The 19,793-nt window shown below is 34.4% G+C and carries 19 protein-coding genes; 1 reads left to right on the top strand and 18 read right to left on the bottom strand.

The window, feature by feature from the left end:
* Positions 1-63: 63 nt before the first annotated feature.
* From obgE to xrtF, 5 genes are all read right to left on the bottom strand, one after another.
* Positions 64-1,062, bottom strand: coding sequence for a GTPase ObgE (gene obgE, locus ACSSV5_RS08125; protein WP_211064834.1), 999 nt, complete (start codon positions 1,060-1,062; stop codon positions 64-66).
* 66 nt (positions 1,063-1,128) lie between these two features.
* A complete protein-coding gene (gene lysS, locus ACSSV5_RS08120) occupies positions 1,129-2,823 on the bottom strand; it encodes a lysine--tRNA ligase (protein ID WP_454245485.1) in 1,695 nt (564 codons plus the stop codon).
* A gap of 62 nt (positions 2,824-2,885) precedes the next feature.
* Positions 2,886-3,662, bottom strand: coding sequence for a DUF3108 domain-containing protein (locus ACSSV5_RS08115; protein ID WP_454245484.1), 777 nt, complete (start codon positions 3,660-3,662; stop codon positions 2,886-2,888).
* 189 nt (positions 3,663-3,851) lie between these two features.
* Entirely contained in the window at positions 3,852-4,298 is a 447-nt protein-coding gene (locus tag ACSSV5_RS08110; protein ID WP_211064835.1) for an exosortase F system-associated membrane protein, read from the bottom strand.
* On the bottom strand, positions 4,299-4,841 hold the full coding sequence (gene xrtF / locus ACSSV5_RS08105; RefSeq protein WP_247653473.1) for an exosortase family protein XrtF: 543 nt from the start codon (positions 4,839-4,841) through the stop codon (positions 4,299-4,301).
* Positions 4,842-4,929: 88 nt separating this feature from the next.
* Between xrtF and ACSSV5_RS08100 the strand changes: the two genes are divergently transcribed.
* Positions 4,930-5,427, top strand: coding sequence for a GAF domain-containing protein (locus ACSSV5_RS08100; protein ID WP_454245483.1), 498 nt, complete (start codon positions 4,930-4,932; stop codon positions 5,425-5,427).
* Positions 5,428-5,432: 5 nt separating this feature from the next.
* Here the strand turns inward: ACSSV5_RS08100 and ACSSV5_RS08095 are convergent, their stop codons facing one another.
* The 13 genes from ACSSV5_RS08095 to ACSSV5_RS08035 form a co-directional block, all read right to left on the bottom strand.
* A complete protein-coding gene (locus ACSSV5_RS08095) occupies positions 5,433-6,311 on the bottom strand; it encodes a DUF3078 domain-containing protein (RefSeq protein ID WP_454245482.1) in 879 nt (292 codons plus the stop codon).
* Between the two features lie 45 nt (positions 6,312-6,356).
* Positions 6,357-6,866, bottom strand: a complete 510-nt coding sequence (locus tag ACSSV5_RS08090) for a DUF2480 family protein (protein ID WP_211064838.1) — start codon at positions 6,864-6,866, stop codon at positions 6,357-6,359.
* 10 nt (positions 6,867-6,876) lie between these two features.
* Positions 6,877-7,203 (bottom strand): SUF system Fe-S cluster assembly protein, encoded by a 327-nt coding sequence (locus tag ACSSV5_RS08085; protein WP_211064839.1) that lies wholly within the window; start codon positions 7,201-7,203, stop codon positions 6,877-6,879.
* 6 nt (positions 7,204-7,209) lie between these two features.
* Positions 7,210-7,641: a SufE family protein gene (locus tag ACSSV5_RS08080; RefSeq protein ID WP_211064840.1), complete on the bottom strand. Its 432-nt coding sequence runs from the start codon at positions 7,639-7,641 to the stop codon at positions 7,210-7,212.
* A complete protein-coding gene (locus ACSSV5_RS08075) occupies positions 7,634-8,044 on the bottom strand; it encodes an META domain-containing protein (RefSeq protein WP_211064841.1) in 411 nt (136 codons plus the stop codon). The genes ACSSV5_RS08080 and ACSSV5_RS08075 overlap by 8 nt, the downstream gene beginning before the upstream one ends.
* The gene (locus ACSSV5_RS08070) at positions 8,041-9,273 is read right to left on the bottom strand and encodes an aminotransferase class V-fold PLP-dependent enzyme (RefSeq protein ID WP_454245481.1); all 1,233 of its coding nucleotides are present in this window, start codon (positions 9,271-9,273) and stop codon (positions 8,041-8,043) included. The genes ACSSV5_RS08075 and ACSSV5_RS08070 overlap by 4 nt, the downstream gene beginning before the upstream one ends.
* 12 nt (positions 9,274-9,285) lie before the next feature.
* Positions 9,286-10,599 carry a Fe-S cluster assembly protein SufD gene (sufD, locus tag ACSSV5_RS08065; RefSeq protein WP_211064843.1) on the bottom strand — a complete coding sequence of 438 codons (1,314 nt, stop codon included), beginning with the start codon at positions 10,597-10,599 and terminating at the stop codon, positions 9,286-9,288.
* 205 nt (positions 10,600-10,804) lie between these two features.
* Positions 10,805-11,557 (bottom strand): Fe-S cluster assembly ATPase SufC, encoded by a 753-nt coding sequence (gene sufC, locus ACSSV5_RS08060; protein ID WP_211064844.1) that lies wholly within the window; start codon positions 11,555-11,557, stop codon positions 10,805-10,807.
* A gap of 2 nt (positions 11,558-11,559) precedes the next feature.
* Complete coding sequence (locus ACSSV5_RS08055) at positions 11,560-11,979, bottom strand: hypothetical protein (RefSeq protein WP_454245480.1); 420 nt, start codon at positions 11,977-11,979, stop codon at positions 11,560-11,562.
* Positions 11,980-11,995: 16 nt separating this feature from the next.
* Positions 11,996-13,441 carry a Fe-S cluster assembly protein SufB gene (gene sufB, locus ACSSV5_RS08050; RefSeq protein ID WP_454245479.1) on the bottom strand — a complete coding sequence of 482 codons (1,446 nt, stop codon included), beginning with the start codon at positions 13,439-13,441 and terminating at the stop codon, positions 11,996-11,998.
* A gap of 95 nt (positions 13,442-13,536) precedes the next feature.
* On the bottom strand, positions 13,537-13,866 hold the full coding sequence (locus ACSSV5_RS08045; protein ID WP_211064847.1) for a HesB/IscA family protein: 330 nt from the start codon (positions 13,864-13,866) through the stop codon (positions 13,537-13,539).
* Between the two features lie 133 nt (positions 13,867-13,999).
* Complete coding sequence (locus ACSSV5_RS08040; RefSeq protein WP_454245478.1) at positions 14,000-16,837, bottom strand: beta strand repeat-containing protein; 2,838 nt, start codon at positions 16,835-16,837, stop codon at positions 14,000-14,002.
* A 33-nt stretch (positions 16,838-16,870) separates the two neighbouring features.
* On the bottom strand, positions 16,871-19,666 hold the full coding sequence (locus ACSSV5_RS08035) for a TonB-dependent receptor domain-containing protein (RefSeq protein WP_454245477.1): 2,796 nt from the start codon (positions 19,664-19,666) through the stop codon (positions 16,871-16,873).
* Positions 19,667-19,793 lie beyond the last annotated feature (127 nt).

The raw sequence follows: 19,793 nt of genomic DNA, 5'->3' as shown, positions 1-19,793 counted from the left end.
CTGTTCACTGAAAACTGCTGACTGCTCACTGAAAACTACCAACTACCGACTACCAACTAATAGCTAATTCAACATTGCCCAAAGTCTATCTTTTAAATCCTGCAAGCCTTGTTGAGCCACAGAAGAAATAAACAAATAGGGAATATCTTTAAAAGATTGCTTCAATTCGCTGTCTAATTCTTGTTGCAATTCTTGATCGAGCAAATCGCTTTTGGAAATGGCAATTAAACGGTCTTTGTCTAACAATTCTGGGTTGTAGCGTTTTAATTCATCGAGCAAAATATCGTATTCTTTTTTGATATTTTTGGCATCGGCTGGAATTAAAAACAGCAAAATAGAATTGCGTTCAATATGTCTTAAAAATCGATGTCCGAGGCCTTTTCCTTCGGCGGCACCTTCAATAATTCCAGGAATATCAGCAATCACAAAAGTTTTGAATTCTCTGTATTTAACGATGCCTAAATTGGGCTTGAGCGTTGTAAATTCATAATCGGCTATTTTGGGTTTTGCGGCAGTGATTACCGAAAGTAAAGTAGATTTGCCTGCATTTGGAAATCCAACCAAACCGACATCTGCCAAGACTTTCAGTTCTAAGGTAATGTCTTTTTCTTCGCCTTCCATGCCAGATTGGGCATAGCGTGGTGTTTGGTTGGTAGAGCTTTTATAATAAGTATTACCTAAACCACCTTGACCGCCTTTGGCGGCGATATATTCCTGCCCATCTTCAGTCAACTCTTTGATAACTTTTTGGGTTTCAGTGTCGCGAATCACAGTCCCGAGCGGAACTTCAATATATTGATCTTGGCCATCAGCACCAGTGCTGGTTTGTTTTCCTCCATTACCGCCGTGTTCAGCACGAATGTGGCGTTTAAATTTAAGGTGAAAAAGCGTCCATAAGTTTTTATTAGCTTTAACAATGACATGACCACCACGACCACCATTACCACCATCTGGACCGCCTTTTGGGATATACTTTTCTCGACGCAAATGTGCAGAGCCTCTGCCACCATTTCCAGAATTGAGGTGTATTTTTACGTAATCTACAAAATTGCCTTCGGTCATAAATGTTTGAATTTGTACTTCATTTTGATAGTAATTTTAAATGAAGTTGTCTCAACCTGAGATCAGTTAACTGAGTCCAATCACAAACAAGCCTTCATCTGTTTTATCTACTTTTGCTAATTCTTTAGCCCGTAAACTTTTTAAAGCTTTATCCCATTTTTTATTAGATAAACCACTTTTAGTTTTTGCTTTATTCAGTTCTATCATTTCAGAATTTTTCAAGATTTCAACAATGGTTTTTTCTTCGGCAGATAGCTCTACTTTTTTCTTTTCGGGTTTCATTTGTGGGAAGAATAACACCTCTTGAATAGATGGATTGTTGGTTAAAAACATGATAAGCCTATCCATTCCAATACCAAGTCCAGAAGTTGGAGGCATCCCATATTCTAAGGCACGTAAGAAGTCGTAATCAATAAATTCTGTGGCTTCTTCGTCTCCTTTTTTAGCAAGTTTGAGCTGTTCTTCAAAACGTTCTCTCTGCTCAATTGGGTCGTTAAGTTCAGAATAGGCATTGGCAACTTCTTTTCCGCAAACCATCAGTTCAAACCTTTCGGTCAATTCTGGATTGTCACGATGTGTTTTACATAACGGACTCATTTCCTTTGGGTAATCGGTAACAAAAGTTGGTTGAATGAAATGCGACTCGCATTTTTCACCAAATATTTCATCAATCAATTTGCCTTTGCCCATACTATCATCTATCTCGATATCTAAATCTTGACAAGCTTGACGTAATTCTTCTTCAGATTTACCTGTGATATCAAGACCTGTATATTCTTTGATAGCATCTGTCATCGTAACGCGTTTATAAGGTGCTTTAAAGTCGATATGGTGTTCTTTAAAAGTCGCTTTGGTTGTGTTGTTGACAGCCTTTGCACAGTATTCTAATAGCTGCTCGGTAAACTGCATCATCCAGTTGTAGTCTTTGTAAGCCACATAAATTTCCATGGCTGTAAATTCTGGGTTGTGTGTTCTGTCCATACCTTCATTTCTGAAGTTTTTAGAAAACTCATATACGCCATCAAATCCACCGACAATCAAGCGTTTGAGGTACAATTCGTTGGCAATTCTCAAATATAAAGGAATGTCTAAAGCATTGTGATGTGTGATAAAAGGTTTAGCCGCAGCACCACCTGGTATGGGTTGCAAAATAGGTGTTTCAACTTCTAAATAGCCTTTATCATTAAAAAATTCTCGCATCGCTGTAAAGAGTTTTGTGCGTTTGACAAAAACGTCTTTAACATGAGCATTCACAACAAGGTCGGCATAGCGTTGGCGATAGCGTTGTTCTTCGTCCGTAAAGCCATCGTATTGGTTTCCTTCTTTGTCTTTTTTAGGAAGCGGCAAAGGTTTTAAGGCTTTGCTTAAGAGTTCAAAATCTTTGACCATAACGGTCATTTCACCGACTTTGGTTTTAAATAATTTACCTGTGATGTGAATAAAATCACCTATGTCTAATAATTTTTTGTAAGTATCGTTATATTTTGATTTATCTTCGTTTGGGCAAATTTCATCGCGATTAAAATAAACTTGAATACGACCTTTGGCATCTTGAAGTTCGGCAAAAGAAGCTTTGCCTTGAATACGTCTCGACATTAATCGCCCTGCAATTTTTACGGTTTTGCCTTCTACAAAATTTGATTTGATGTCATCGGTATGAGTATCAATATCAACGTGATGAGCTGGATAAGGATTTATGTTTTTTGATTTAAGCTGAGCTAATTTTTCTCGTCTTACGCGTTCTTGTTCAGATAATGCCATTTATAAAAAATTTGAAAATGCAAAGATAAGGTGTTTTCAGAAAATAGAAGTGTTTTCTGATTTTACATGATAATCTTAAAAGGATGTTTCAGACCTTTAAAATTATCCAATTTAGCGGTAAGTGATCCAACAGCTAAGTCAGCTTTAACCTGAATAGGGATTTTGTTTTTATCATCAGAAATCCAAATGGTTAAGCTTTCTTGTTCTTCAAAAACGCGTCCAGATTTAACATAAGGTCTAAATATGAGACATTTTATTTTACCGAACTTGGTTTCAAGAATTTCTCGGCCAAGAAATATTGTTTTGAAATCAAAATTTTGTTCGTCAAAAAACATATTCAATTTAAACTCATCGTCTTTTTTTAACTCATCATTTTTAACCTGATTTCGAAGAAAATAAAGTGCAGAGAGCATGTCTTGCGTGTTTTTTGTAAATTTATGTTTCTGAATAGTGTCGTATTTATAGTTGTGAACTGTTGCTATGTTTTGATCATGATCAAAGCGAATCATCTTGTTTTTGGTATAACCACCTTCGTAAAGATTTCTTATAAATTTATAAGGTTTAATATCTTGGGTATCGACATATGTTTCATAGCGGTCATTGACTTTAAAAAACATATCGAGTAAACCTGTAGTTTTGCCATAACCTTTAATATGATAAACACTTTTGCCATCAAGGGTGTCGAGCTTTACCTCTAAGGTTGCTTTGCTGGCATTAAACCAACCGTATTTGATTCTATAATTCAACCATTCGCCTTCTTGAAAAGCTTTTTCTTGAGCTGAACTATAAGATAAACTGAAAACTAAAACTAGGAGAACAAGTATTTTTTGTCGAGACATAATTAAATTGATGTTTGGCAAAATTATAAATATAATTAGGCTAAACGGCTAAAGTTAGTGAAAACTTTACAAAACAATTTTTAAATTATAAAAGCTCAAGATGAGAGACGAAAAATAGACTTGATTATCTTCATTTTAAATTCTTATACTCATTCAAAACAAATTGCTTGAAAGTATCAGATAATGATTTTATTTGTGTCCTTTTTTGTTGAGTTTTTGAAAGTAAAAGGCTGGAATTAAGACGATAACTAAAATCGGTTGAATTAAAAAACGCCTGATATAAAATAACAGCATAAAATCTTTAGATTGAATATTATGTGCTATAATCCAAAATGTTATTAGACCGATAATAAAGACAGCAATGTATATTAAAACACTAAATTTTATGTATGTTTTATTTTTAAAGAGATACCAAATTATGCCAATAGACACTAAAGTATTTAGCAGATATCTAAAAGTTAGGTTTAAATTGTAAGCCCAAAACTTTAGCTCTGGAAAAGGCTTTAAATGAAATCTACCATTATAAAAATCAATTAAAGGGTCATAAAATAATGAAGTTTCGTAAAATCTGATTAATGCCAAGCAACAAGCTCCAAAAACGATAACAGCTATTTTGAAAAGTAGTTTGTGTTTCATTTAAGTTTTTTTATAATTTCTAATCCATAAAATCCATAGCATAAAAACGACACCGTATATAAAAAGAGGAAACAACACTTCGTGCATGAAATTACTATACTGTGGATAGTAATACAAACCTAGTGTTAATAGAGCTATCCGAATTAAATTTAAAATATAAATCAATAAAATTCCTAGAATACTGTAAATCAAAGTTTGTTTTAAACCCTTGCTGAATGCCAAAATAAACGACAAAAATAAAATAATAACACTTACACCGTTACATCCTTCTATAACACTGGCAACATATTTATCATTGACAGCCAAAACCATGGAAGGTTTTCTAGGATGTTTTGTTATATAAGTTTCATAACCAAGCATATCAATAAGATGATAGCTTTGCTGGGCGACTTGATGAGTTATATAATCAGGATAAAATTGCTCTGAAGGATAATATTTTAAATAAGCTTGATATATCAGAGCTAAAACAATATAACTCCCAAAAAAGACTGATAAGAACTTTATTACCGCTTTGTTTTTTTTTATTATTTCTTTAATTTTCACTCTAATGAAATTTTTAACAAAGTTATATAAATACTTTTCAACCTCAATTAGCTTATAATAAATACTTTTGAAAATAAATTTCTTTGAAATGAGTAATTCTAAAGTTCTAGCAAAATCAAAGAAAATACTAGATGATACTAAACTCAATCTAGTAGAACGTTTACAAAAGCTTGTTGATTTATTAAACCATGAAAAAGACAAGTACGATTGGGTTGGGTTTTATTTTGCTAAACATTCTGAAAAAACATTGCATTTAGGCCCATTTTCTGGTGAACCAACAGATCACATTGTTATTCCTTTTGGTAAAGGAATTTGCGGTCAAGTGGCTGAAAGCAACAATACTTTTTTGGTTGATGATGTCAATGCTCAAGGCAACTACATTGCTTGTAGCCTTAATGTCAAATCAGAAATTGTAGTGCCTATATTTGTCAACAACCAAAATATCGGTCAAATTGATATAGATTCTAATACAGCTAATGCTTTCTCTAAAGAAGATGAAGCCTTGTTAGAAAGCATCAATCAAATGATAGCCCAAGTTATTGAAAAAGAAAATATTCAGGTTTTGGATTTGGTTGAATATAAATAAAAGATTTACTTAAACTTGTAATTTAAACCCACACCAAGTACTTCTCTAATTTGAAATGCACCGATAGCATTGTCGTCATAAATGGCTTGGAAAGTGAAATTGGTGGTGATGTATTTGTTGACGGTTAAATTGAGATTTAAAGTATAGTCGATATCTACATTTTGTGGATCTTCAAGATAGTTTGAATACAGGTTTAAAATATTTTCTAAGGTAATATTTTCCATAATAGGAAATTTAGCATAAGCCCCAACTGAAGCCCCAAATTCTGTTCTAATTGTTTCGCCTTGATTTAAACCATAAAAATCACCATCAACATAACCTGGTGTAGTAGTAAATCTATCATCGGCAGTAATAAATCTCACGGTTGCAGGAGCAAAATTCACTTTAAGATTGTCGCTTTTTTTCCAAAGCGTACCTAAACCAAGTTTAAAGAAACCTGGTGATAGAAATTTGGTTTCTAAGGTTCTGATTTCCTGTCCGTTGTTGTCTTCACTATATTCATATCCACGATCAAACTGAGTCAAGATATTAGCGAAAGCAGAAAAATACCAATGGCTTTCATTGATTTGGTGACCCAAAACCGAATTGATTTCGAGACGGTCGCTGGTTTTTCTTAAAAACTCTTGGTCCTTGTTTTTTGAGATACCATAGTCAGCTAATAATTTAGTATCCCATTCCCATTTATCTTTTGAATATATAATTTCATAATTGATGACGGCATTAGCAGCATAGTTTGAAGTTCCGCCACTTTGCCATTCGTTATTAAAAGCAGATTGGCTAAAAAGCAGAGAAAAATTGCCTTTGTTTTTCCATATTTTTGGCACTGAATCGTTTTGTGCAAAGCTGATAATTGGGAAAATTGCTAAAAGTAAAAACTTCTTCATATTTGATTTTTTTTGCAAATATAAGATGCTAAATAAATTGACCAACTATTTTTTGGGCTTATACAATGGCACTGCCGAACAAGCTTCGCCAAACATTAAGTTTTTTACGATAGGTTGTAAACGTTGAATTAATAGGAGATAAGCCGTTTGTGGAACGGGTTTATCGCTACAGCCTTTGACGATGACAGGCTTATTTTTATAATCAGTCAAGTCTAAATCTTTAATGGCTTCTGCATACAAAATGCTGTTTAAATCTTCTATATGACCCACAACAACTTTTTTTGAAATAGGATGGAGATATGTAGAAACCAGCATATAAGCCCAAGCAGGAATTATGGCATCGGTAGAGCAGTTCAAGGCTATAAAGCCATTTTGATATTGTGACCAATCATGATTTTTGAGGGCTTGCCTAAATTCTTTTTCTTTGAGTATAAAACCTTCATCAAGCCATTGGCTCAAGTCGATTTCAAAGCGTTGCCCATCTTGATAAAGCGCTTCAAGATTAAAAGTCTTTATCGGACTTTTGGCAACTCTATTGATGATTTCTTCTGGCATGAATATTTGTTTATAACATTCCAAGTTCTAACTTGGCTTCTTCACTCATAATGTCTTGAGACCACGGTGGGTCAAAGGTCAATTCAATTTCTACATCATTGACCATATCAATAGACTTCACTTTTTCCTGAACTTCTTGAGGTAAAGATTCTGCTACTGGACAATTAGGTGAGGTTAAAGTCATGATAATTCTTACATTATTATCTTCATTGACAAACACATCGTAAATTAAACCCAATTCGTATATATCAACTGGGATTTCAGGGTCGTAAATGGTTTTAATCACTCTGACGATTTCATCGCCTAATTTTTCTGTATTGACGGTATCATCTGCCATGATATTTTAGTTTTGAGGTTGTTTGTTTTCGTATGCTAAGGCATACATTTTCAGCTGTTTAATCATGCTCACCAAACCATTGGCTCGGGTTGGTGAGAGGTGTTCTTTTAATCCAATCTTATCAATAAAATCAGTATTGGCTTCAATAATGTCTTTAGGTTTTTGATTTGAAAAGACACGAATTAATATCGCAATAATCCCTTTGGTGATGATGGCATCGCTGTCTGCGGTAAAAACCACTTTATCATCTTCCATATCGGCATGTACCCAAACTTTAGATTGACAACCTTTGATGGTATAGTCGTCAGTTTTGTATTGGTCATCTATCAACGGTAGAGATTTGCCGAGCTCTATCATATATTCATAGCGTTGCATCCAATCGTCAAACATTGCAAACTCATCGACAATTTCTTCTTGTATTTGTTGAATATTACTCATCTTTCACATATTTTAATTCTACAATTAAATCATTTTCTTCGCTAAATAACTTTAAAGTTTTGTTTTGATAACTAAAGGTTTTAATGGCATTGAGTTTTCCAAAAAAAGCATTTTCATTATGCATTTTTCCTTCACAATACATTTTTGTAGAAATGGCATAACCAAAATTAATGCTGTTTTTTTCTTTTTCATATTCCACTGTGTAATTGTTACAATCAAATTTTCCGCCGAGTCGTTTTTCTTCTGAATTAATATTTACGAAATAATTTTTTTCAGGATTAAATTTATCAGCATTTAAGGTAACAATTTTATATGTTCCAGAAGGAAAATTTTGGTTAATTTTATTTGAAACTGTTTTGCAAGACATAAAAATCAGCAATAAAGTAAGGATTATTGGTTTCATAGTAACATCGAATTTGCTTTTTGTAAGGCTTCAGTCATCAAATCGATTTCAGCTTTAGTGTTGTAAAATGAAAATGAGGCTCTAATCGTGCCAGGAATTTTAAAAAAGTCCATGATCGGTTGTGCACAATGATGTCCTGTTCTTACTGCAATTCCCATTTTATCGACCAAGGTGCCAACATCATAAGGGTGAAGACCTTCAAAATTAAAAGAAATCACCGCTGTTTTTTGCTCAGGAGTTGTGCCGTAAATAATGATATTATCAAACTCTTCTAAGCGTTTTGTGGCATAAAGTAGAAGTTCGTGTTCATAAGCTTGAATATTTTCAAAACCTATTTCATTCATATAATCTAAAGCTCTGCCAAAAGCTATTCCACCGCAAATATTGGGTGTGCCAGCTTCAAATTTATTAGGTAAATCAGCATAAGTGGTTTTTTCAAAACTGACTTGATCTATCATTTCGCCACCACCTTGATAAGGCGGTAGGGTTTCTAATAATTCTCTTTTGCCATACAACATACCAATGCCCGTTGGGCCACAAATTTTATGTGCCGAACAAGCATAAAAATCGGCGTCTAAAGCTTGAACATCAGCTTTGATATGTGGAGCCGCTTGTGCTCCATCGACTAAGACTTTTGCACCGACTTCGTGAGCTTTTTCAATAATCTCTTGAATGGGATTGATAGTGCCAAGTGCATTTGAAACGTGATTGATTGTAACCAACTTGGTTTTGCTATTGAGCATAACTTCAAATTGGCTAAGATTCAGAATGCCATCTCTTGTCATAGGTAAAACTTTGAGCTGAGCTCCAGTTTTTTCACACAACATTTGCCAAGGCACAATATTGGAATGGTGTTCTAAACCTGAGACTAAAATTTCATCATCTGGGTTTAAAAATTTTTCAAAACCACTGGCAACCAAATTTATACTATGGGTTGTCCCTGAAGTTAGAATAATTTCTTTGGCTTCTTTGGCATTAAAATGCTTTTGAATTGTGATTCTGGCATTTTCATAAGCTTCTGTAGCTTCTTGAGATAAAGCATGAACGCCACGATGAATATTGGCGTTGTAGTTTTGATAATAATCTACAATGCAATCTATAACTTGTTGGGGCGTTTGAGAAGTTGCAGCATTGTCAAAATATACCAAAGGATTTCCGTTAACTTTCCTGTTGAGTATCGGGAAGTCTTGTCTTATTTTTTCTACATCAAATTGTTCTGCAACCTTCATAGTTATTAAATTTTATAAATCAAATCCAAGTTGAACGCCAATTTTTGAAGCGATTTGCCCAGTAATGCGTTTTTTGATTTCAGGTATTTTTACACTGTTCAACACATTATTGGCAAAAGCAAACATCAGCAATGCACGTGCTTCTTTATGAGGAATACCACGGGTTTTCATATAAAATAAAGCTTCTTTGTCTAACTGTCCAACGGTACAACCGTGGCTACATTTGACATCATCTGCAAAAATCTCGAGTTGAGGTTTTGAGTTTATAGTTGCTTGATCATCGATTAAAATATTGTTGTTGCTTTGATAAGCATCGGTTTTTTGAGCAATTTTATCAACTAAAACCTTACCGTTAAAAACCCCTGTGGATTTTTCAGCAAAAATACCTTTATAGTCTTGATGGCTTTCGCTATGTGGTTTTCTGTGATGCACTAAAGTGTTGTGATCGACGTGTTGTTTGCCTTCAATGATAGTGACTCCTTTTAAAATAGAGTTGATATTGCTACCGTTTTGATAAAAGTTTAAGTTATTTCGAGTCAATTTTCCTCCAAAAGAAAACGTATGCATAGACACTTCAGAATCACGGTCTTGACTGATAAAAGTATTATCAATCAAAGAAGAAGTGATTTTATCATTTTGAATTTTGTAATAATCTATATTGGCATTTTTGCCTGCAAATATTTCAGTTACTGAATTGGTTAAAACCGCATTGTCGGTCAAACTTTGATGGCGTTCTATAATTTGTACTTGAGCGTTGTCTTCAGCTATAATCAAATTGCGCGGTTGAACCATTAAAGCGTGTTCATTGCCTGTAGAAAAGTTTAAAATCTGAATAGGTTTTTCGGCAATAATGTCTTTTGGAATTTTGATGTATGCACCTTCATGAGAAAAAGCCGTATTGAGAGCTGTCAAACTTTCTTGTGGTGCAACTTTGTTAAAATATTTTTTGATAATAGACTTATACTTGGCTTTATTAAGTGCTGAAGACATCAAACACGCATCAAATTTGTCGTGTGTGGTTTGCGATAAATGTGAAGCATAAATCCCATCGATAAATACAATTTGGTAGGTGTCGATATCGTGGACGCAATATTTTTTGATATCGCGATATTCAATGGTTTCTTCCTTTTTAGGAAAAATACTGTAGTCTTCTTTCAAGATAGAATTTAGCGAAGTGTATTTCCAAGCTTCTTGTTTTTTATGAGGAAAACCAGAATGCTCAAAAAATTTTATCGCTTCATTTCTTATATTGTGAATATCGTTTTCCAAATCGATATTTTCTTCAAAAGCCAAATAAGAAGATAGTAATTTTTCTTTAAGTTTCATTTTTAAAAATGTTTCAAGTTTTGTATTTCTCGTTTCTGGTTTTCCCGAATCGCTTAAGCTCTCGGGATCTTTGACTCGTTTCTGGTTTTTGGTTGTTTGTTATTACAATTGTTTAAATTTATTGCCTTTATGGTCTTTTAATGAGATGTTCAAAATGAATAATTTTCGCCATAATTTTAAACTTTAAATTAGAAACCATAAAACTTTAAGCTATTTGTTCTTCTTTAAGCCAGTCGTAGCCACGGACTTCAAGTTCTTTAGCCAATTCTTTATCGCCAGATTTGATAATTTTTCCATCGACTAACACGTGAACCACATCGGGAATGATATAGTCTAAAAGACGCTGATAGTGAGTAATCACTAAAGTTGCGTTATCTTTGGTTCTCAGCTTATTGACACCGTCGGCAACAAGTTTTAGAGCGTCGATATCAAGACCCGAATCAGTTTCATCGAGAATAGCTAATTTAGGTTCAAGCATAGCCATTTGAAAGATTTCGTTTCGTTTTTTTTCACCACCTGAAAAACTTTCGTTGAGTGAACGCGATAAAAATTTTCTATCCATATTTAGCATAGCCGACTTTTCTCTGATTTTTTTCAGCATTTCATTAGCTGGCATATCTTTTAAACCTTGAGCTTTTCTGATTTGATTGATAGCGGTTTTGATAAAATTGGTTACCGAAACGCCAGGTATTTCAACAGGATATTGAAACGACAAAAATATACCTTTGTGAGCACGTTCGTCAGCTGAAAGTTCAGAGATGTTAGATTTGTCGAATAAAATTTCTCCTTCTGTAACTTCATATTCATCATTGCCTGCTATAACTGAAGCTAAGGTACTTTTGCCAGAACCATTTGGGCCCATAATGGCGTGAACTTCTCCTGGATTAATTTCTAAATTGATCCCTTTGAGAATTTTTTCTCCTTCGACTTCAGCGTGTAGATTAAGTATTTTTAGCATATTTATTCGTTTTGTTTTGAGCTGAATTTAACAACTTTGGTTTCTTTTTTAAGTTCGGGTTTATAAATGCTATCGATAGATTTGATGGTTAAAATCTCATCCCAACCTTCTTCTGTATTAGGATGGAGTTCACCTTTTACAATGACTTTAATCACATCATAATCATCTTTTTTGATGGCATCGACTTTTTTGATTAAACGTTTGGCTTGCTCATCCATTTTGACGCCATAAATAAAACTATTACCATTTAAAACCGCAGCTGTATCAACATCGATAAATTCGCCGTGATAGGTTTTAAATTGGCTTTCAACAATTTCTTTAGCATTATTTTCATCTGATTTGTTTTTAGAATCAGACTTGCAGCTAAATAGAAAGCTAAGCGTAATTAAACTGACAACAAATAATAATTTTAGGTTTTTCATTTTATAAAGATTAAGATTATCCGACTGAACCTTCGAGTGAGATTTCAAGTAATTTTTGAGCTTCAACGGCAAATTCCATTGGCAATTTATTTAAAACTTCTCTGCTAAAACCGTTTACAATCAGAGCAATGGCTTTTTCTGTATCTATACCACGCTGATTGCAATAAAAAATTTGATCTTCACCGATTTTGCTCGTTGTGGCTTCGTGCTCAATTTGAGCCGTTTTATTAGACACTTCTATATAAGGAAAAGTATGTGCACCACATTTATTGCCCATTAGCAGCGAATCACATTGAGAAAAGTTTCTTGCATTGTTTGCACGCGGACTCACTTTGACCAAACCGCGATACGAATTTTGAGAACGACCCGCAGAAATACCTTTAGAAATGATTGTCGATTTGGTATTGTTGCCCAAATGAATCATTTTGGTTCCGGTATCCGCTTGTTGAAAATTGTTGGTTAAGGCAATGGAGTAAAATTCTCCAATAGAATTATCGCCTTTTAAAATACAACTCGGGTATTTCCAAGTTACCGCAGAGCCTGTTTCTACTTGTGTCCAACTAATTTTAGCATTTTTTTCGCATAGACCACGTTTGGTAACAAAATTATAAACACCGCCTTTGCCTTCTTTGTTGCCAGGAAACCAATTTTGAACGGTGCTGTATTTTATTTCAGCATTATCGAGAGCAATCAACTCTACTACAGCAGCATGCAATTGATTTTCATCACGCATTGGTGCAGTGCAGCCTTCAAGGTAACTGACATAACTGGACTCTTCAGCAATAACCAAAGTTCTTTCAAATTGGCCAGTGCCAGCTTGATTGATTCTAAAATAGGTTGACAATTCCATCGGGCATCTTACGCCTTTTGGAATATAGCAAAATGAACCATCGCTAAACACAGCAGAATTTAAAGCTGCAAAAAAATTATCTTTATGTGGCACAACCGTTCCTATATATTTTTTAACTAACTCAGGATGTTCTTTTATGGCTTCAGAAATGGAACAAAAGATGATGCCTTTTTCAGCTAATGTTTTTTTAAAAGTTGTGGTTACAGAAACTGAGTCCATGACCACATCAACAGCAACTCCAGCCAGTTTTTTTTGTTCATCAATTGAAATGCCTAATTTTTTGAATGTATCTAACAATTCAGGATCAACTTCGTCAAGGCTTTCGTATTTTGGTTTTTTGTTTGGGGCCGAATAATAAGAAATGTTTTGATAATCAGGTTTTTCATAACCGACATTTGCCCAGTTAGGTTCTGTCATAGTTTTCCAATGGCGATAAGCTTCAAGACGCCATTGGGTCATCCAATCGGGTTCTTCTTTCTTTTTAGAAATGGCAATAACGATATCTTCATTCAAACCTGGAGGTAAAGTATCTGAATCAATATCGGTATAAAAACCATATTCGTATTCTTTGTTTTTCAGGTCTTTTTCAAGTTGTTGTTCAGTATAAGCCATTTTTAATAGTTTTTAGTCATTAGTAATTAGAGGGTAGTTATATTGAGTGGATTAGCTTGTAGTATTCTACTAACTACCAACTATCTACTACCCACTTATAGGCTAAAGCTTTCACCACATCCGCAAGTTCGTTGTGCATTGGGGTTGTGAAATACAAATCCTTTGCCATTTAAACCACCAGAAAATTCTAAAGTGGTACCGGCAAGGTAAAGAAAACTGCTTTTGTTGACAGCAATTTTTATGTCGTTATCTTCAAAAATTTTATCGTTGTCTTGGTGGTTTTTGTCAAACTTTAATTCGTATGATAAGCCTGAGCAACCACCGCTTTTTACGCCAACCCGCACAAAATGAACTTTGGGATCAAAGCCTTCTTCAGTCATCAGACTGACGAGCCTTGATTTGGCTTGGTTACTTACTTTAATCATAATTAAAACTTATTTAGATTAAATGCAAATATAAGATTTATTAAAGGAAATGTGTTTTGTATTAACATTTTCCTAAAAATGAAAAAAAGGCTACGTTTCCGTAGCCTTTTGAGAACAAAATATTTAATTATAATTAGTTAGTTGCCCAACTAAAGTCAGCTTCTGTAACTGTAGCAGTATCGTAAGTAGCATTAGGGTCACCATCAGCTCCGTCTATTTGGACGTTAGACAATGGACCATTATCTCTCATATCGATAATAGTGTTATAGCCTGTTAATGATAAACCATTAAATGTAGCTCCTGAAGAAGCTTTAAATTGCAATGCTGTACCTGAATTATTAGTATTTTCAGCAGCAAAGTTATTGATTGTTGGATTGTTGTTGAAGCCATCTGCTTCTAATGCAGTTGAAAAGTTAGTGTCTGTGTGCTTAACAAATGTATTAGTTAATACACCATCCCAGCCTTCAGTCCAATCTACAGCATCGTCTTCCATATTTAAAGCATAAAAGTTAGTCACATTAGCAGAGCCACCAAAGAACTCAACACCATCGTCTTGACCACCTAATACAGCAATATTTTCTAGTGTAGTTCCTGAGCCAACAGCATAGAGTGTTAAGCCATTAAATTGAGATTCTGGATTAATTTGGGCACCAGTATTTTTCAATACTAAATAGTTAATAGAACCTGAATTGTCTGTAGCATCAGTACCACCGTAAAGGATACCACCAACTTCAGCGACAGCATCTATGCCTTCAGTAGTTATAGCCTTACCAGCAATAACTAAGCCACCCCAAACGCCACTAACGCCTGGTTCCATAACCACTGGGTTAGTTTCAGTTCCATTTATATTAATAGTTCCACCTTTTTGAACGACTAAATAAACATCTGTACCAGTTCCAGTTGTGATATTAGTACCTGCTGGGATAGTTAAAGTTGCTCCATCCTCGACGCTTAAAATACCAGGTAATTGATAATTTACATTAGCATCTAGGGTTTTGTTTCCAGAAATGTTACCAGAAAGCACTTCTGTTACACTACTATCATCTCCAGTTGCCCATTCAAACATGGTTACGTCAACTGTTGCAGGTCCAGTATAACCAAGAGCAGGATCTGCATCAGCCCCATCAATTTGAACATTAGCTAATGGACCATTATCTCTCATATCAACTGATGTCTCATAGCCTGAAAGAGAAATGTTATTAATTGTAGCCCCAGATTGAGCTTTAAATTGTAAAGCAGTACCACCAACAGTAGAAACTGCTGTTAAATTTTGGAGGGTTGGGTTACCATTTTGACCATCTGCTTCAACTGCAGTAGAAAAGTTAGCATCAGTATGCAGAATATAAGCATTAGTTAAAGTACCGTCCCAGCCTTCAGTCCAATCTACAGCATCGTCTTCCATATTTTCTGTATAGAAGTTAGTCACATTAGCAGAGCCACCAAAGAATTCAACACCATCGTCTTGACCACCTAATACAGCAATATTTTCTAGTGTAGTTCCTGAACCAACAGCATAGAGTGTTAAGCCATTAAATTGAGATTCTGGATTAATTTGAGCACCAGTATCTTTCAATATAAGGTAATTAATAGAACCTGAATTGTCTGCAGCATCAGTACCACCGTAAAGGATACCACCAACTTCAGCGACAGCATCTATACCTTCAGTAGTTATAGCCTTACCAGCAATAACTAAGCCACCCCAAACGCCATCTACACCTGGTTCCATAACTACTGGGTTAGCTTCAGTTCCATTTATGTTTATAGTGCCACCTTTTTGAACGACTAAATAAACATCTGTACCAGTTCCTGTTGTGATATTAGTACCTGCTGGGATAGTTAAAGTTGCTCCATCCTCAACGCTTAAAATACCAGGTAATTGATAATTTACAGCAGCATCTAAGCTAACATCACCTGTAATGCTACCAGAAAGTATTTCTGATTGATTTCCACTATTTCCAGTTGCCCAGTCAAACATGTTTATGTCAACCGTAGCGGGTCCAGTATAACCCATAGCAGGATCTGCATCAGCCCCATCAATTTGAACATTAGCTAATGGACCATCATCTCTCATATCAACTGATGTCTCATAGCCTGAAAGAGAAATATTATTGATTGTAGCTCCAGATTGAGCTTTAAATTGTAAAGCAGTACCACCAACAGTAGAAACCGCTGTTAAGTTTTGAAGTGTTGGGTTACCATTTTGACCGTCTGCTTCAACTGCAGTAGAAAAGTTAGCATCAGTATGAAGAATATAAGCATTTTCTAAAGTTCCATTCCAGCCTTCAGTCCAATCTACAGCATCATCTTGAAGATTTTCTGCATAAAAATTAGTCACATTAGCAGAGCCACCAAAGAACTCAACACCATCGTCTTGACCACCTAATACAGCAATATTTTCTAGCGTAGTTCCTGAACCAACAGCATAGAGTGTTAAGCCATTAAATTGAGATTCTGGATTGATTTGAGCCCCTGTTTGGCTTAACAATAAATAGCTGATAGAGCCTGAACTATCATTGTCATCAGTACCACCATATAGGATACCTCCAACTTCTGCAACAGCATCAACACCTTCGGTAGTAGTTGCATTACCCGCAATGACTAAACCACCCCAAACACCAGTTCCCCCAGGTTTCATAACTACTGGATTAGATTCTGTACCGTTAATTACGATGTCAGCACCTTTTTGGACTACGATGTAAACATTTGTTCCTGTACCAGTTGTTATACTTGTTCCAGCAGGAATAGTTAAGGTTGCTCCAGATTCAACTGTTAAAATACCATTTAAAGTATAATCTAATGTCGCATCTAGAGTTAAGTTTTCAGTGACAAAATCGCCACCTAACTCGGTATCTTCCCCTTCTATTGGCGGATTTGTTGTGCCATTGTCATCATCACTGCTACAGCTTGTTACCATAAAGGTAAATGCTAAAAGCGTAAGCAAGTAAGCAAAAGATTTAATTGTTGTTTTCATGTTTAAATTAATTTAATTGTTATTTACTGTTTATCAAAATTTATAATTTATACCAAAAGAGATTTGAGCACCTTTTTTGTAAGATCTAACGACTTCTTTTCTTGCAATACCAGTGTTAAGAGGTCTTATGATTTGTGTTTGTTCAATTTCTGGATTTAATAAATTTTTCCCAGAGAGTTGTAAACTTAAATTTTCATTGATGTCTTTTATCACAATAGCATTGAGAATTACGAAACCTTGTTCTACAATTTCTTCATTAAAATATTCATCAGGACTGACTTGATTTTCTGGGTTACCTAATGAGTATATTTTATCAGAAGCAAAGTTTGCAGAAATATTGGCTATAAGTGGATTTTCATTAGTCGTTTCAAATGTTGTATTTAAGTTAAAAATCCAATCCGAAGCACCTTGTAAATCAGTTTTAGTTTTACCATTATATCTAAATGTTCTTAAAAGACGCCTTTCGCCATTAACATCTCCATAAACTTCTTTAAGATCTTGTTCGTGCCACATTCTAGTTGCGTTAAAGTTAAGCTTTAAAGCGTAACCTAAATCTTTGTTTTTACCAATAACATCTAGTTTTGTATCAATTTCTAAACCATATATTTCAGCTTGATCACCTGAGTTAAAGTATGAAAAAATACCTGCTGCTCCTCGCTCTAATACACGGTTGATAGGATCATTGATTTGTTTATAAAATCCAGTTAAAGAAATCAATTGACCTTTTGTCGGAAACATTTCCCATTTTAAGTCTAAGTTATAGTTTTCACTTGCTTCAACTTCAGGATTCCCTTGAGTGACTTGACCTCTTGGGTCAACATATTGAAAAGGTGCAATTTCTTTAAATTCAGGAAGAGTAATGGTTTTACTTGCAGAAAGTCTTAAATTATTTCTTTCGTTTAACTCGTATTTAATATTCACACTTGGTAAGAAGTTATCGTAGTCTTTCGTTGCAGTTCCTGTTCTGCCAGGGTAGTTGTTTACATCCCAATTTGTTTCTATTTCGTCAACCTCATATCTTAGACCTAAATTGAAGTTCCATTTATTCAATTTATAATTTCCAATCATATAACCTGCATATGCGTCTAGTGTTCCATCGTATATGTCTGGTGTTCTGTCTAAAATAGTTAAAAGATTGTTTTCAAAATTTGCTGGAATAAAAACAGCAGAGAGATCATCCAATGATGTTGGGTTTACATTATTTAGGTTTGTTTCTTGAACTCCAATAAACTGCGATAGGAAGTCTCTTTTTTTATGTCTATAATTACCGCCAATATCAAGTCGTAGCCCATTTTCATTATCTACTTCGTCTATATTGGTTATTTTAAATGAGTCATTTATTCTTGCATTTATTTCATCGTCATCAATAAATTGACCACTTTTTCTTTGCTGAAAACCACCAGTTCTTCCAAGCTCTATTGTGTTGTCATCAAAGTTGATTTCATTTCTAATTCTGTTGGGTTCGTCTGCAGTTACAATGTTATAACCAACTGCCCAATCAATTTTGTGATTCCCAAAATTATTTTCTCCTATAAGTTGATTAATCCAAAGTTGAGTTTTTCTTAAATTTTGGTCTCTTATAAATTGAGAAAGACTAGAGTTAGGGTCAACCTCATCAAAAACAACACCTTCACCATTTCTACCTGATTCAAATACATTCCCTTGAAGCTTGTTGATAAACAAACTTGTGAATTTGATGTCATCGTTTTCATTATAACTGTAGCGTAAATCAAGAAGTGCTGAAGTAGTCACGGTTTTTTTGAACTCATTTACATCAGTAAACTTATCTCTAAAGTTATTGTTGTCATACTCCTGAAAGGTTCCTTCTCTGTATTCAAAGTCATTTTTCTGAGATACCGTTAATAAAGTTCTGAAGTTATCCCCAAATTTTTTACCAAGTGTGAAGTCATAGCTAGAGTTGATAGGTGCATCTTCTGTTGACGTATTCCAAGTTTGTTGTGTGATGGCTTGAAGATTAGTGAAATCTTCACTGTGAAAACCCAATGTCACTTCGTCTTCGTAAGCACCAATAAAGAAGTTGTCGGCATCAATTGCTTTTGTGTTAACTCCAGTCTTAAACCCTATAGAATACTCTTCATTACCTACTAACTCTCTAGAAGAAATATCAATATTACCAGATGCTTGATCACCATAAAGATTTGAAGTATAAGCTTTACTTATAGAAATATTAGATACAACTCTTGTTGGGAAAAGGTCTAAATCTATATTTTTCCTTTCCACATCATCAGATGGAATTGGCAATCCATTCATAGTTGTAACCAAATACCTATCACCTAAGCCTCGAATAAAAATATCTCCAGAACCCTCAGAATTAGAAACTCCCGAAATTTTTGTTGTAGCGACTGCTACACTAGAAATCCCCATTTTTGATAATTCAATTGAACCGATACTTTCTTTAATATTGATTGCTCCTTTTTGATCTAATAATAAAGCCACTTCAGAATCTTGCCTAGCTACTGTTGTGATTACAACTTCATCTAAAGTTGCTGCAGTAGCTCCCATTGCAGTATTTACTTCTGTTACTTTGCCTGCCACAACTTCTACATTTTCAACTGTAATGGTTTCATAACCAACGTATGAAAATTCTACGGTATATTTTCCTGGTTGAAGATTACCAATATTGTAAAGTCCATCAGCATCTGTTGTAGTCCCTTTATTTGAACCTTTAAGAACAACATTAGCAAATGGCAAGGGTTCGTTATTGAACTCTTTATCTGTAATTTTACCTACGATGTTTCCTGTAGTTTCTTGAGCCAATACTTGTAAGCTCAATAATCCAATCAAACATAACAGTGAAAACTTTCTCATTCAGAATTATTTTGATGCAAATAAAGCAATTCAACAACTGTAAATGTTTAATTGTATATTATTATGAAATTATGTTATGTTAAATAATCTTTAAGCAACTCGAACAAGTGAATTAGTTAAAACACTG

This window comes from Psychroflexus sp. MBR-150 (assembly GCF_053628795.1).
The sequence above is the reverse complement of the archived record's forward strand: the minus strand, read 5'-3'. Positions and strand labels throughout refer to the sequence as shown.